The sequence below is a fragment of the Streptomyces sp. NBC_01717 genome, from assembly GCF_036248255.1.
Taxonomy (GTDB): Bacteria; Actinomycetota; Actinomycetes; order Streptomycetales; family Streptomycetaceae; genus Streptomyces.
On sequence record NZ_CP109179.1, the window covers coordinates 346,712 to 359,482 of the forward strand.

Sequence of the window (12,771 nt, forward strand, 5' to 3'; positions counted from 1 at the left end):
GTAGCGGCGTCCCCAGTCCTCGTCGACCAGGCCGGTCAGCAGGTGCGAAGCGGTGCGGGCCACTTCTTCCAGCACGGCACGGACGGCCTCGGTGACCAGTTCCAGCCGGGTCAGGTCACGCAACGCGGCCAGGACGTGGGTGGAGTCGGTGCGCTGCGTGGTGCGCTCGTGTACGAGTCCGGCCTTTTCACGCGCGCGAGCGCCAGATCGAGGAGGCTGTCGGCGCGGTCGCCCCGGGTGAGCGCTCGCGGAAGTCGGCCAGCACGCTGTGGTGGAAGCCGGGATCATCCAGCTCCATGGCCAGGGCGTACTTGAAATCGATGCGGCAGCGAACTGCTTCCGCTGCCTTCCGGTCCGACAGACCGAGCAGGAACTGCAACACACAGACAGTGGCCAGCTGGGCGGGCGAGATGCCCGGGCGTCCGTCGCGCGGGTAGCCCGCGAAGTCCTCGTCGCACCACAGCCCGTCCAGCCGGTCTCTCACCCACATCGCCGTCGTACCGCCTGGGTTGCTCGCCCGCGCGATCTGCGCGGTCAGGGACGGGACTTGCTCACCGGAACGGGGACGGAGCAACAACTGACACCTCGACAACTGCAACGATCTTCGAAACAGCCCCGAGCATGCCTGCTGATCATGCTGGCGCACCGGGAAGCTCCAAGTGCGCCCGCCAGGGATTGCGGGACAGCCCTTAGCAGTGGCACCTGCTGTCGGCGACGCCTGAATCATGACCCACTTTCGACGGTTGAAAAGTAACCCCCGGTCGGTCAGTTGATGTTGGTCATTCCCCGGTGCTGGCTGCTGGAACCCGTCCGAGGTCGCGTCCGCGCATCCGGTAGCTGTCGCCCTTGAGGGAGGTCACTTCGGCATGGTGGACGAGGCGGTCGATCATCGCGGCGGCGACGGTGTCGTCGCCGAAGACCTCGCCCCAGCGTCCGAAGGGCTTGTTGCTGGTGACGATCACGGACGCGCGTTCGTATCTTCCTGAGATGAACTGGAAGAACAGGTTCGCGGCCTCGGGCTCGAACGGAATGTAGCCGACCTCGTCGACCACGATCAGCGGGATCCGGCCGAGACGGGTGAGCTCGTCGCTGAGCCGCCCTGCCGAGTGGGCCTCGGCGAGGCGGGTGACCCACTGGGCGGCGGTGGCGAACGCGACCCGGTGGCCGGCCTGGCAGGCTCTGATCCCCAGCCCGGTGGCCAGGTGGGTCTTGCCGGTTCCGGGCGGTCCGAGGAAGATCACGTTCTCCTTCCCGACGACAAAGTCGAGCGTCCCGAGGTGAGAGATGACCTCGCGCTTGACCGACCGCTGGTGGTCGAAGTCGAAGTCCTCGAGCGACTTGCGGGAAGGAAAACGAGCCGCTCGGATGCGTCCCTCGGCGCCGTGAGAGTCGCGGGCGGCGACCTCCCGCTGCAGACAGGCGGCCAGATACTCCTCGTGGCTCCACTCCTCCGAGCGAGCCCGATCGGCAAGCCGGGCAGCCGCATCTCGCAGAGCAGGAGCCTTCAATGCCTTGGTGAGATAGATGAGTTCGGACGTGACATCGCGATTGCTGCCTGCCTGCTTCGTATTGTTCGAGCTCATCAAGCTGCCCCTTCACCGGTGATCAGTCCGCCGTCGATGACGCCGAAGATGCGGTCATAGGACTCGAGCGACCGCTCTTCGACCTCAGCGACGTCCGCGGGGATCTGCTTCGCACCGGCCGTCTTGCGGCCGGCAACGGCAGCGGCAGCATGGTCGAGATCGGTGATCGTCTGGTGTCTGGCCCAGCAGCGGGTATGTCGGGCGACCTCGACTCCGCCGCAGGTCACCAGGACCTGGTCCAGGTCGGCGGCCACCTCGACGCGGCGGCCGATAGCCAGCGGATGGACGGAGTAGTCGCAGGTGTCCAGGCGGACATAGTGGTCCCGCGGCAACCTGAGCGACGCCTTCCACCAGCCCGGCGGAGAGATGGGAGGCAGCGACAGCATCCGCGACCGGTCGGCCTCGAGCCGGTCGGACGGCCGGGCCTGCAGAGTGCGGTGGATGCGCCGGTTGGCCTTGGTGAGCCAGTCGGCCAGCTGGACGTTGAAGTCAGCCGGCGAGGTGAACACCCGCCCCGGCAGAAACGACGTCTCGAGATAGCCGTTCGCCCGCTCGACCAGGCCCTTCGCCTCCGGATCCCGCGGCTTGCAGAGCACGAACCTAACGCCCAGCAGCCCGGCGAACGCAGCGAACTCATCGGTCAGCCGTGGCCCGCCGGACCGCCAGGAGCCGACGGCTCCCTCGTTTTCCCAGACCAGCGTCCTCGGGACAGCGCCGAGGTCGGTCAGCAGCCGCCAGTGCCCGGCGATCAGGTCGGCCGCCGACCGCGACGGCAGCATCCGGGCGGTGATCCACCGCGAATAGCCGGCCACCATCACCAGCACTGGCGGATGTCCCACCTGCCCGAAGCCCAGCGGGATCTCGGCCGGCGGGAACCACAGATCGCACTGGGCCAGCTCGCCGGGTTCATAGACCGTCCGCGACGCTGGATCGACAGGACGATAGGCAGGCCTCAGTTCGCGGACCCGGTCCTTGAGAACGGTCAGGCCCCGGTCCCAGCCGAGACGTTCGGCGATCACTGTCGCCGGCATATCGGGCCACTGCTGGAGCAGTTCGCGGATCTGCGGCTCGACGACGTCGACGATCGAGCCCTTTGACGCCCTCTGGTACTTCGGCGGTGCGTCGTCCGCGATGGCTCTGCGAACGGTGTTCCTCGAGATTCCCAGCTTCCTTGCGATGGCTCTCACCGGCATCTCCTCGGCCCGGTGCAGCCGGCGGATCTCCGCCCAGTCCTCCACGCTGATCACCACTCCTCCCGGTCTGGCTAACGAGCCAGACCCCTGGAGGGGGTCAACTTTCAAGCGTCGCTACTGGTCCACTTTTCAGCCGTCGCCGACAACCTGCTCCCCAGCCTCCTCGAGCCGACCGCTCAATCCGCCGCCGGGCTCGTGGCTCTCCACCACGAAGCGGTGGCAGTCGGTAACGACGTATTTCTCGATCAAAGCGACCATGCTGGATTGGTGGTGAACCAGATAGTCCTTGTAGCCGTTTTCTCTGGCAGGTCCAGCACGAATCGAAGGGAAGCAGGGTCACACGGCGTGGAAGATCGGAAGACCTTGAACAGGCTGCAGTGCTCGCTGAAGCAGTCGCGTGCGGCGGCGGATACGCGGGCTGCTGCTGCGGCATGCCCCGCAAACGGGTCGCTCCGACCACTCGTGGTGGCAGATCTTGGTGTGGAGTCCACTGGTGCGGCAGCGGGTGCCCTACGCGGAGCCACCTGCCGGACCGGGCCGCTCCGAGTCCTTGTGAGCGGCCCTGGGCGCAGGTTATGCGGAGCATGACGGTTGCAACGATGCACGCAACTACGAGTGCAACGAAAAGCGATGGACGTTACGGCCGGCGATCGGGCAACCGAGGCGCTCGGGCCAACGGTTACGGCAACAGCAGTTGCTACGACCTCATGATCGGCTGTGGTTATCGAGCATAGGAGAGCAAGTCCATGATTCCAGTAGCCGGGAACGAAGGCGCTCAGGGCGCGGCTGTGATCATGGGGCATCGAACTCTTGAACCGTTCGTCAGCGCCGCACTGTCCGCATACGAGACGTGTACGCCCGAGAAGCCGCCATCGTGTTTCGCCGTCCTGGTCGGCGAGCTCGTCAAGGGCGAGGCTCTGGTCCATGGAGTGGAGTTCGGGCGTAACGTGCGGGCCACGGAACTGGCCGCTACGGATGAGTACAGGTCGACGATCGTGCCACGCTTCGGGCCGGCCTACGACAACGAACACCGTGGGTTTTGGTGCGACTCCACCGACCTGTTGAACATCAGCCGAAAGGCCGAGGCGCAAGGCTGGGACATTCTCGGGTCCATCCACCTGCACCCCGACTGGCATCGCATAGGTCCGCCCGCTGAGCGTGGGCTCACGATCAGCGAGGCGCCCACCCCCATGGATGCCTACATGATCAGCAGCACCTCCTGGCCGGTGAACATGATCTGTTACCTGGAGCGCCCGAACCAGGATGTTCACTACACTCTGGCTGCGTGGGGCCCTGGTGCCGAGCCAGGCGACTGTGTGCCGATTCCGATTCAGTTCCTGATCAATGCCGAGGCGACGCCCCCACCCAGCGACCAGGCAATTCCTTCGATCTTTGCGGACATGGTCCACGCCTGGTCCAGGGCTGATCCCGAAGCATTCACCCGGGCCTTCGCCCCGGACGCCGACTTCACGTCCGTGCGCTCCAACCACTTCAGAGGAAGCCAGGAGATCGCGGCGGCGCACAGCCAACTCTTCAAGACGGTGTACGCCGGTACTCGTCTCACGGCAACCGTGCAGCGGGTGAGCAATCCGAGGCCGGACATCGCCATCGCCCATGTGGAATTTGGCCTGGCCCACGTGGACGGAAGGCCGGCACGGGGCTTGGGAGGCAATCCGGGCCACACCATGCATGCGCAGGCCGTGCTCGAAAGACGCCACGGCGACTGGCAGATCATTTCGTTCATGAACATGGTGCCGCTGCAGCCACCGCCCGAGCCTCGTTCTACGGGGACGGCCGGTGAGGACTTGGGCATGAAGACGCAGACGCGGGGCGGGTCTCGATGATGCGCTTTCCCGAGCGGGGTGGACAGCATCGGGGACGCCGGCTGCAGCTCGGCGCTATGCGGACACGTTCGAGGTGCTCCGCGCTCCCTCGGCGCCGGGTACGCTCTCTGGCCCGTTCACCCCACGGTTATTCGCGGCAACCGCATGCGGTGCAGCAGCGGTTTCCGCGGAATCCGGCCGTGCGCACGCTGCTGTTGCCCGGTGCCGGGCAGATCACGTTCATGCGAACCCCGCTTCTGCTGCTGACCACGATCTGCACACCAACAATGGAGACGACATGACCCGGCCGAAACTTCGTCACCTGGCTCTTTACGCCCGCAATCCGGAGGTCCTGGCGAAGTTCTATTGCGAGCATTTCGCCATGGAAATCTTTTTCAGCGACGCGGAGGGCAACCATTTCCTGAGCGACGGATATCTGACCCTCGCGCTACTGAAGCTCCAGATGGCAGGTGAGGCACCAGTGGGGCTGAATCATTTCGGCTTCCACATCGACGACGCCGCGAGTACGTGCGCGGCCCTCACAGCGGACGGGCTGGAGGAACCGGCCCTCCGTGCAACCACGCGGCCGTTCGCCGAGTTCCGGGCAATTGACCCGGAGGGCAACTGGTTCGACCTGTCGGAACACGGCTACGGCGTCCCGTAGGCACTGAGGTCGCCTCGGCAACGTGATGGTTGCAGTGCATGACGCTGCGGGGGCCGAGTCGGCCGCCGCTGGGTGACGTGGTGTCGGATATGGGTGAAGCCCCTGGTAGGAACAGGTCAGCGAAGATCGCGTTCCAGAGTGCCAGAGGCTTCACACATTAACCAGTATCAGCCACATCGCCGTGCTCAATGTCGGTAGGGAGACTGCCGAGACCCTGGCCCGGTTGCTGCACGAGCACCGCGAGCGGCTTGGCATCGGCAAGAACACCCGCGCTCTGGGCGTCTTCAAGTAAAGCGTCCTGGTCCTGCGGTGGTTCATTGACGGGGCCCGGCTGGCCCAACTTGCCCTGAACAACGGGATCTCCGTCCCCACGGACTTATCGCTACCTGCGCGAAGGGCTGTCCATGCTCGTCGACCACGCCCCGGGCCCGTCCACCGCTCTTGAACGCCCGGCAGCCGTCAGATGCACCCGCCTCAACCTGGACGGCACCGTCATCGGCACCGACCGCGTCGGAGCCCCCGGGCGCCGACCTGTGGTGGTCCGGGAACCACAAGCACTGTGGCGCGAACGTCCAGGTCATCTCTGCTCCCGACGGCTGGCCGATCTGGGTTTCCCCGGTCCGCCCCGGCCGCGAACGCAACCACCTGCGCCCGCACCCACGGCCTGATTGACGCACTCAACCGGCTCGCCGCCAGGCTGGACATCCCTACCCTGACCGACCTTGGCTACGAGAACGCTGGCGACGGGTTCTGCGTAGCACACCAACGAGCCAGAACCTGGAAGCTACGGTTTGCTTCTCTGCAAGCCCTAACTGAACGGCGTTGCTTCTAAGCGGCCATGGATGCTTGCGGTGTGTCACGCGACATCCGGGGGCGGGGGGTCGCGGTGACCCTCATGCTTCCCCCGCCCGGCCTCCCGGTCCGAGCGGGTCCCCAACCCTGCGGTGCCGCCGCGCCGCTCACGCTGCGGCCGGCTGCTGCTCCTCGGCCTCGAACTCGACGTCGAGGCTCGGGTCGAACGCATCAGGCCCCGCAGTCAGCTCGGTGGTGGTGTACGAATCGAACCTGGACGGGTCGTCGATGAGGTTGTGGAGGACGACGGTGTCGGCGCCGTCGTCGGTCCGGTGAACCTCGAACAATCCCTCGACGATGTCGCGACAGCTCATCAGCATCGCGGGCTCGTCCTCGGTCAGGCGCGGCCGTCGCTGTGCGACGAACCGCTCCACGACCGTAGTGCCGTCGTGCGGCCGGTACTGCAAAGCGAACTGAATCGATGGGGCGCACCGCGGCGCCCTCATCCAGCATTCCGTAGCCCCCGCCGCAAGCAGACGAGCTGTCAGCTCCTTGGCGAAACGGGTCTACTGGGAGAAGTCCACCAACTCGCCCTTCAGGGTCCCGCTCGGAGCCACCAGTTCATCAACCGGCACGGCCGACTGTTCTGCCGCCGCACCGCCGCCACTGTCTGGCGTGTCATCGTCACAGGGCACCTGAGACATGGCCACCTGGATCACCTTCAGGCGGAACAAACGCGTGGCAACAGATCGGGTCCAACGACCCCAGAAGCGGTTGAACAAGGAAATCAGGCGCCGGGCCGACGTCGTCGGAAGCTTCCACGGCCGAGGCGCCATCGGCCGCCTGATCCGCTCCATCCTGGCCGAGCAAAGCGACGAATGGGCCAAACAACGCCGCCATATGGGACCCGAGATCCTCGGCCACTACCGCCTACACCTGATCAAAGGAAAGCCCACCGAGACAACCGAACCGACAGCCCGACTAACATCCACAGCGGATCACCGAGTCACCGTCGATACACCACGCCACCGGACGTGACCCATGGTCCTGCCCCCGCCCGCGGGAGGACGCAGGGACAGGACCGTCGAAGGACCGCGCTAGCTGCCGAGCCGGGGAAACTCAGCTTGCTGACTCGGAGGCAAGAGCCGCCCCACCATCGGGAAATGGCGGAGTCGAGACGGCCGTCCCCACCTGCCGCGATCTGATGTGGTGGCAGGCACCTTCAAACAACTCAACGCGGCGAAGATAAAAGGGGTTCATTACCGTCCGCGCGCCCGTTCTTCCGCGCCGGATCGTGCCGGTCATAGCCCAAATGAACCGTCATCTCGCCCTAGAGTGCGGACGGGTACACGGCGTTGTACAGGGGGGAGTACTGTCCGCTCGAATCAACCCCTGATGTACAGATGTGCGTGGAGGACAGATGAAGGCACCCACCCGTGCGGGGAAGCGCTCGGGCGCCCTGATATCGGGCGTGGTCATGGGTTTCGTTGGTGTGGGCCTGTGTGCCACTCCGGTGTCAGCCCACACACCCACGTGGCAGGTGACCTGTTCCGAGGTCACCATCGATCTCACGGCATACAACGACAACGTCATCAACACGGTGACTGTCACCGTTGACGGCAAGGACCTGTTGCCCACTGAGGAGTTCGGGCGTGAGTTCCACAAGACGCTGAAGCTGCCCGAGCACAAGATCGCAGTCCCAGTGCACCTCGTCGTGAAGGCCGGCGACGACGAGAGGTACTCCCGTGACGAGATCAGGACCTCGCCGGTCTGTGAAGTCACGTCACCGCCTCCGACGAAGCCGACGCCCTCGGACACCCCGAGCACTGAGCCGCCCAAGCCCGAGACTCCCGCTCCGTCGACCAGCGCCCCTGCGCCGCATCTTGCAGAGACTGGTGGATCAAGCACCACCCCGCTGATCGCCGGTGCCGCGGTCGCTGCGGTTCTGGCGGGTGGTGGCATCCTGGTCGCGATCCGCAAGCGCCGCCCGGCCACTCGCGGCTGACTTCATCGAGGCAGCACGTGTCCTGCGGTCGAACAGACCGCAGGACACGTCCATCCGCGATCTTGCGTGGGTATCCCTGGCTTCAGCCGCGGAGGGAAACACATCCTTGGTGTGGAGGCGCGAAGCACCGTGGATCTCTGCGCCTGTGCCGTGATGGTCACATGGGCCGCTTCAGGCCCTCGACGTACCGTTTTGACCGTGGCCTGACCCTTGTGGGTCAGGCCAATCTGCGCCGGATCGCTTTGCGAGAGCGGGACCGGCCCAGCGTGGCAAGTATCGGCACGCTCGATACCGGCTACTACGTCGTCCGGGACGGCATCGTGTACGCCGACCACTACGGGGATACGCTCCCTCAGCTCCGCACCGAAAACCGCGGCCTGACCCACGCCTACTACCTGTACGTGTCGTTCACGGAGACTCTCGCTCGCCACGCTCGCTGGCCGACGCCATGGCCTCGAAACCAATCCTCACAGACGTGAACCGGCTACGGATCGTCGCCGTTGTAAGCGATGAAGGCTCCTGTCTCCGTGGAGGATGGCAGGAAAGAGGCGGCCAACTCCCCCGGCCGCCCGCCTGAATCAGTTTGCTCTCTCTGCGCCTCGAGGGCGAACTGCAGTTGGCCTCGCGCTCCCCGCCGAGGCCACGGGGCCGTGCGTACGGCGGTCCTAGGCCGCCCTGCCCCTGAAATGATCCCGTCAGAGGCAGGGTGGCCTTCCCCTGAGTGCGGACTTCCCTCAGTCACACTGAGGCCGGAGATGAACACGTTGTCTTTTTCGACCATATGACGCTGTCCCTGCCGCCCGACCGCTCCTAGCCAGTGCACATGAGTGAGTCCTGGACCCACTGCCGCGTACTGGGCGCACCCCGAACGGTGTTGGATGCACTGGTCCCCCGCTTTCGCTTCCCGCTCGGCAACGGCCCTCCAGGGGGCCGGTCCGTTGCGGGCGGGCGGGCGGGCTCCCTCACGCCCCCGAGTGCCCGGTCCAGCCTGGGCGGTCCGATGCCCCGCACGATCACTCCGGTCGTGCGGGGGCGGTGCCGTCCGACGCCGGGCCGGGTGCCCTAGGCACTGTTTCTCGGATCATGTTCGGAGCCAGATCATGATGGCTGCGAGGGTGACGGTTCCGAGGTAGATGTAGGCGCGTTTCTCGTAGCGGGTGGCGACGGCGCGGAAGCCTTTGAGTCGGTTGATGGCGCGTTCGACGGTGTTGCGTTTCTTGTAGCGCTCGCTGTCGAACCCGGTGGGCCGGCCGCCTCGAGAACCTCGGTTCTGCCGGTGTCTTTGCTGGTCGAGACGTTCGGGGATGGTGTGCCGGATTCCGCGTCGTCGTAGGTAACGGCGGTTCTTCCGGGACGTGTAGGCCTTGTCCGCCAAGACATGGTCGGGTCGCGTGCGGGGCCGTCCGACTCCGGTGCGGGGCACGGAGACCTGCTCCAACACACGCTCGAGCTGCGGGCCGTCACCGTAGTGTCCGGGCGTCAGGACGAAAGCGAGGGGGCGGCATCGTCCCTCGGCGACGAGGTGGATCTTGGTGGTGAAGCCGCCGCGGGAACGTCCCAGACACTCGCCGATCTGACCACCTCCTCCAGCCGGACGGCCAGTCTCCGCAGCACCGGATCGACCTGGTTCGTCCCCCGGCCGGCCCCCTTTTCAGGGACCGCGGCCGCCGACGCTTTCCTCGCGCCGGCGGCGTGCTGGTGGGCCCGCACCGCCGTCGAGTCCACCGACACATCCCAGTCGATCCCGCCCGCGGCGTCCTCGGCAGCCTGGATGCGAGACAGCAGCATCTTCCAGGTTCCATCAGCTGACCAGCGACGATGCCGCTTATAGACCGTTTCCCACGGCCCGAACCGCTCCGGCAGATCCCGCCACTGCACACCCGTCCGCACCCTGTAGAGAACCCCGTTGATCACCCGCCGATGATCGCTCCACCGACCTCCACGCGCACCACCAGGAGGTAAGAACGACTCCAGCCGATCCCACTCCGCATTCGTCAGATCCCCACGGCCCATGCAACCAGCCTGACCCCAACACCCCACTCACGTCCGGAGATCCGAGAAACAGTGCCTAGAGCGCATCGCCCGATCGCGATACCGGCGGCATCGTGACGGGACGTCCTGAGCCGCTGGCTTGCGACCACGGGCGTCTTGCCGCGTCAGGTGATGCTTCGGGTGATCGTGACGTCGCTGGCTTGGTCGTCCGCGCCTGGGGAGTCCACTGCGACGCGCACCTTGAACTCGCTGCGGTTTCCCACCCGGTATACGTACCGGGTCGATTGCTCAACGTCGACGCCGCCGATGCAGCCGTCCAGCAGGAGTAGTGAGCCGTCGAAGACCGTGGTAAATGCGAGGTCGGCTACCTCGCGGTCCTCAGACTGCGGCACGAAGAAACGTATCTTGATGAGTCCCGTCTGAGGCCGGACTCGAACCGCCACGTGGGTATCGCCGCTGGCTGCGGCTGCCTCCGCCAGGGCGAGGAGAGGGGCACCCAATCGGTCGCCCCGAGGTGCAGCACAGCATGGTTCACGTAGATATCGACTCCAGCGACCTGCACTGCGCTCCTCATCCTCAACACCTCAGACCGCCGATCAGGCTGCTATTCCGTAAGTTGTGTGGACTACTGAACTTGAATGGGTGATGTCGGGGCCGTTCGCCTGACGGTAGATGCTTGGGTTCGATAGGCAAGGCATGTGAGGTAGGCGCAGGGCGGAGGGCTGACCGACGCCGAGAGAGCCATGCGGGAGCGGTTACGGCTGCAGGCCGTCGAGCGCTTTGAGGGCGGGCAGAAGAACGGCGAGATCGCTGTCGCGCTACGGGTGAGCGTGCGGTCGGTGGAGCGGTGGCGACGTGCCTGGCGCGAGCAGGGCGAGGGTGGGGTGCTGTCGAAGGGATCTCCGGGGCGGCCCCGACTCAGCGATGGCCAGATCGCCCGGCTGGAGCGGGAGTTGGAGCGAGGTCCGCTTGCGCACGGCTGGGCCGATCAGCGGTGGACGCTGGCTCGGATCAAGACGGTGATAGGCCGGCTGTTCCACGTCTCGTACACGATCGAGGGCACCTGGCGGTTCCTGAAGCGGCACGGGTGGAGCTGGCAGCAGCCCGCACGGCGGGCCATCGAGCGCGACGACGATGCAGTTGAGGTGTGGAGGAGGGAGACCTGGCCGCGGGTAAGAGCATCGCAGCGGAAGGCGGCGCCTGGGTGGTCTTCGAGGACGAGGCCGGGCAGTCGATGACTCCGCCGCGCGCCAGGAACTGGGGCCGGATCGGTCGGACTCCGGTTGTTCGGGGCCGGGGCTCGGGGCGGGTGTCGATGGCGGGCATGACCTGCTACAAGACGGGTGATCGCTCCCGGCTCATCTACGCGATGCGCGAGTACCGGGGCCGCAAGGACGAACCGAAGGGCTTCGGCTGGCGGGACTTTCGCGACCTGATCGTTCGCGCTCACACCCAGCTCGGCGGGCCGATCGTGCTGGTCTGGGACAACGTCCGCCTCCACCTGACCACCGGAATGCGCGAGTTCATCGCCGCGAGCGCCGAGTGGCTCACCGTGTTCCAGCTGCCCACGTACGCGCCCGACCTCAACCCGCAGGAAGGCATTTGGTCGCTGGTCAAGCGCGATATCGGTAACCTTGCCGCGGCTGACCTTACCCAGATCACTCGCGCGGTCAAGCGCAAGCTAACGATGCTGCAGTACCGACGCGAGGTCCTCGACGGCTGCCTTGCGGGCACCGGGCTGGCCTTGGACGTGTGACCGTCTCGGCCACCCCAGGGGCGACGGGCCGAATGCGGTCGAAGACAACGCTACTGGTCAGCTACGGTGACGCGATGACCGAGAGCCTGCCCGACGACGTAGCCGACGTACTTGGGCTTGTCCTCAACACGGACGAGCCGGTTCACGCCGCGCTCCGAAGGCAGGTCCCGCACCTCCACGTGAAATCCCGCTGCACATGCGGGTGCGGTACCGCATATTTCGAGCTCAACACCAACGAGGTGGAGCCCGCCTCGACCGGTCCCGGCACCGTCGTGGCTGCCGATGCACAGCTTTACACCGAAGCCGGCGATTGCCCCGGCGAGGTCCTGGTCTTCACGCAAGTCGGCTACCTGTCGTGGCTGGAGGTCTGCTCCTGGTGCGAGGAGATCGAGGTCAATCTGACTGCGGCGCGTCGGTGGCTCCAGGCACCCCCGTGAGCCCGAACAGCCAGTGCGCGACAATCTCGGACCAGGACATCACCACGATCAACCCGACATCACGAGTTCAAGTTCAGTAGCGAAGAGACGGTGTCCGCGGGCCACAGCGTAGATCCCGTAAGCCGGCGGCAGTCTTTTTCGAGGCGGTCTTGAGCCAGATCGCGGGCCGGTTCACCCGGGTCGAACCCCCGTCGCCGTGCGCGGAGCCTGCTCCTGGGCTTGTTGTCGGACCTGCTCCGCAGCACTGCTGGACGATCGCCAAGTGGGTCGGCGAGGCGACCCCGCAAGGGATGCAGCACTTGTTGTGCCAGGCTTCCCGGGATGCTGATGCTGTCCGTGACGACGTGCGGGAGTGCGTGGACGAACACCTCCAGGACCCCGACGCCGTGCTGGTGGTCGATGAGACGGTGGACCTGAAGAGGGGCGGCAACCGACGTAGTGCTCCTTGCCAGTGGCGCGGGGGACCGGCGCGGAGCCGGCGTGGAATCTCTTGCTTGGCCAGATCCACCACTGCCTGGCCAGCCAC

At 66.0% G+C, this 12,771-nt stretch carries 14 protein-coding genes and 2 pseudogenes; 9 read left to right on the plus strand and 7 right to left on the minus strand.

What is annotated here, in order from left to right:
• Nucleotides 1–187 precede the first annotated feature (187 nt).
• The 4 genes from OHB49_RS43460 to OHB49_RS43475 all read right to left on the minus strand — a co-directional run bounded on the left by OHB49_RS43460 (nt 188) and on the right by OHB49_RS43475 (nt 3,034).
• Nucleotides 188–574, minus strand: coding sequence for a transposase (locus OHB49_RS43460; RefSeq protein ID WP_329167114.1), 387 nt, complete (start codon nt 572–574; stop codon nt 188–190).
• A 205-nt stretch (nt 575–779) separates the two neighbouring features.
• Nucleotides 780–1,583, minus strand: a complete 804-nt coding sequence (istB, locus tag OHB49_RS43465) for an IS21-like element helper ATPase IstB (RefSeq protein ID WP_326603524.1) — start codon at nt 1,581–1,583, stop codon at nt 780–782.
• The gene (istA, locus tag OHB49_RS43470) at nt 1,583–2,830 is read right to left on the minus strand and encodes an IS21 family transposase (RefSeq protein WP_329167116.1); all 1,248 of its coding nucleotides are present in this window, start codon (nt 2,828–2,830) and stop codon (nt 1,583–1,585) included. Before istA ends, istB begins: the two co-directional genes overlap by 1 nt.
• A gap of 75 nt (nt 2,831–2,905) precedes the next feature.
• The gene (locus OHB49_RS43475) at nt 2,906–3,034 is read right to left on the minus strand and encodes a hypothetical protein (protein WP_329167117.1); all 129 of its coding nucleotides are present in this window, start codon (nt 3,032–3,034) and stop codon (nt 2,906–2,908) included.
• Between the two features lie 488 nt (nt 3,035–3,522).
• Between OHB49_RS43475 and OHB49_RS43480 the strand changes: the two genes are divergently transcribed.
• The 3 genes and pseudogenes from OHB49_RS43480 to OHB49_RS43490 form a co-directional block, all read left to right on the plus strand.
• Nucleotides 3,523–4,620, plus strand: a complete 1,098-nt coding sequence (locus tag OHB49_RS43480; RefSeq protein WP_329167118.1) for an SgcJ/EcaC family oxidoreductase — start codon at nt 3,523–3,525, stop codon at nt 4,618–4,620.
• Between the two features lie 277 nt (nt 4,621–4,897).
• Nucleotides 4,898–5,263, plus strand: coding sequence for a VOC family protein (locus tag OHB49_RS43485; protein WP_329167119.1), 366 nt, complete (start codon nt 4,898–4,900; stop codon nt 5,261–5,263).
• A gap of 166 nt (nt 5,264–5,429) precedes the next feature.
• A pseudogene (locus OHB49_RS43490) lies at nt 5,430–6,014 on the plus strand (transposase family protein); the annotation flags it as partial.
• 208 nt (nt 6,015–6,222) lie between these two features.
• Here OHB49_RS43490 and OHB49_RS43495 read toward each other — a convergent pair.
• Nucleotides 6,223–6,489, minus strand: coding sequence for a hypothetical protein (locus tag OHB49_RS43495; RefSeq protein ID WP_329167121.1), 267 nt, complete (start codon nt 6,487–6,489; stop codon nt 6,223–6,225).
• Nucleotides 6,490–6,757: 268 nt separating this feature from the next.
• On the opposite strand from OHB49_RS43495, the gene OHB49_RS43500 reads away from it, so the two are divergent.
• The 3 genes from OHB49_RS43500 (at nt 6,758) to OHB49_RS43510 (ending at nt 8,539) form a co-directional block, all read left to right on the plus strand.
• Complete coding sequence (locus tag OHB49_RS43500) at nt 6,758–7,093, plus strand: transposase (RefSeq protein WP_443079720.1); 336 nt, start codon at nt 6,758–6,760, stop codon at nt 7,091–7,093.
• 382 nt (nt 7,094–7,475) lie between these two features.
• Entirely contained in the window at nt 7,476–8,060 is a 585-nt protein-coding gene (locus tag OHB49_RS43505; RefSeq protein ID WP_329167123.1) for an LAETG motif-containing sortase-dependent surface protein, read from the plus strand.
• A gap of 266 nt (nt 8,061–8,326) precedes the next feature.
• Nucleotides 8,327–8,539: a hypothetical protein gene (locus OHB49_RS43510; RefSeq protein ID WP_329167124.1), complete on the plus strand. Its 213-nt coding sequence runs from the start codon at nt 8,327–8,329 to the stop codon at nt 8,537–8,539.
• 602 nt (nt 8,540–9,141) lie between these two features.
• Here the strand turns inward: OHB49_RS43510 and OHB49_RS43515 are convergent.
• Together OHB49_RS43515 and OHB49_RS43520 are read right to left on the minus strand one after the other, a co-directional pair.
• Nucleotides 9,142–10,073 (minus strand): IS5 family transposase gene (locus OHB49_RS43515; protein WP_443079468.1). Its coding sequence is split into 2 segments (ribosomal slippage): nt 9,142–9,668 and nt 9,668–10,073, totalling 933 coding nucleotides; the frame shifts between segments, so codons are not numbered across the junction.
• Nucleotides 10,074–10,216: 143 nt separating this feature from the next.
• Nucleotides 10,217–10,552, minus strand: coding sequence for a hypothetical protein (locus tag OHB49_RS43520; protein ID WP_329167125.1), 336 nt, complete (start codon nt 10,550–10,552; stop codon nt 10,217–10,219).
• A 243-nt stretch (nt 10,553–10,795) separates the two neighbouring features.
• On the opposite strand from OHB49_RS43520, the gene OHB49_RS46070 reads away from it, so the two are divergent.
• The 3 genes and pseudogenes from OHB49_RS46070 to OHB49_RS43540 all read left to right on the plus strand — a co-directional run.
• Nucleotides 10,796–11,808, plus strand: a protein-coding gene (locus OHB49_RS46070; protein WP_443079721.1) for an IS630 family transposase whose coding sequence is annotated in 2 segments (ribosomal slippage) — nt 10,796–11,198 and nt 11,198–11,808 — 1,014 coding nt in all. Because the reading frame shifts where the segments join, the coding sequence is not laid out codon by codon here.
• 74 nt (nt 11,809–11,882) lie between these two features.
• Nucleotides 11,883–12,245 (plus strand): hypothetical protein, encoded by a 363-nt coding sequence (locus OHB49_RS43535; RefSeq protein ID WP_329167127.1) that lies wholly within the window; start codon nt 11,883–11,885, stop codon nt 12,243–12,245.
• Between the two features lie 149 nt (nt 12,246–12,394).
• Nucleotides 12,395–12,718, plus strand: a pseudogene (locus tag OHB49_RS43540) (transposase); the annotation flags it as partial.
• Nucleotides 12,719–12,771 lie beyond the last annotated feature (53 nt).

Excerpts from the sequence above, each read along its gene's own strand:
- OHB49_RS43535 (WP_329167127.1), top strand. The coding sequence starts at position 11,883 with ATGACCGAGAGCCTGCCCGACGACGTAGCCGACGTACTTGGGCTTGTC.
- OHB49_RS43500 (WP_443079720.1), top strand. The coding sequence starts at position 6,758 with ATGGCCACCTGGATCACCTTCAGGCGGAACAAACGCGTGGCAACAGAT.
- OHB49_RS43505 (WP_329167123.1), top strand. The coding sequence starts at position 7,476 with ATGAAGGCACCCACCCGTGCGGGGAAGCGCTCGGGCGCCCTGATATCG.
- OHB49_RS43480 (WP_329167118.1), top strand. The coding sequence starts at position 3,523 with ATGATTCCAGTAGCCGGGAACGAAGGCGCTCAGGGCGCGGCTGTGATC.
- OHB49_RS43485 (WP_329167119.1), top strand. The coding sequence starts at position 4,898 with ATGACCCGGCCGAAACTTCGTCACCTGGCTCTTTACGCCCGCAATCCG.
- istB (WP_326603524.1), bottom strand. The coding sequence starts at position 1,583 with ATGAGCTCGAACAATACGAAGCAGGCAGGCAGCAATCGCGATGTCACG.
- OHB49_RS43475 (WP_329167117.1), bottom strand. The coding sequence starts at position 3,034 with ATGGTCGCTTTGATCGAGAAATACGTCGTTACCGACTGCCACCGCTTC.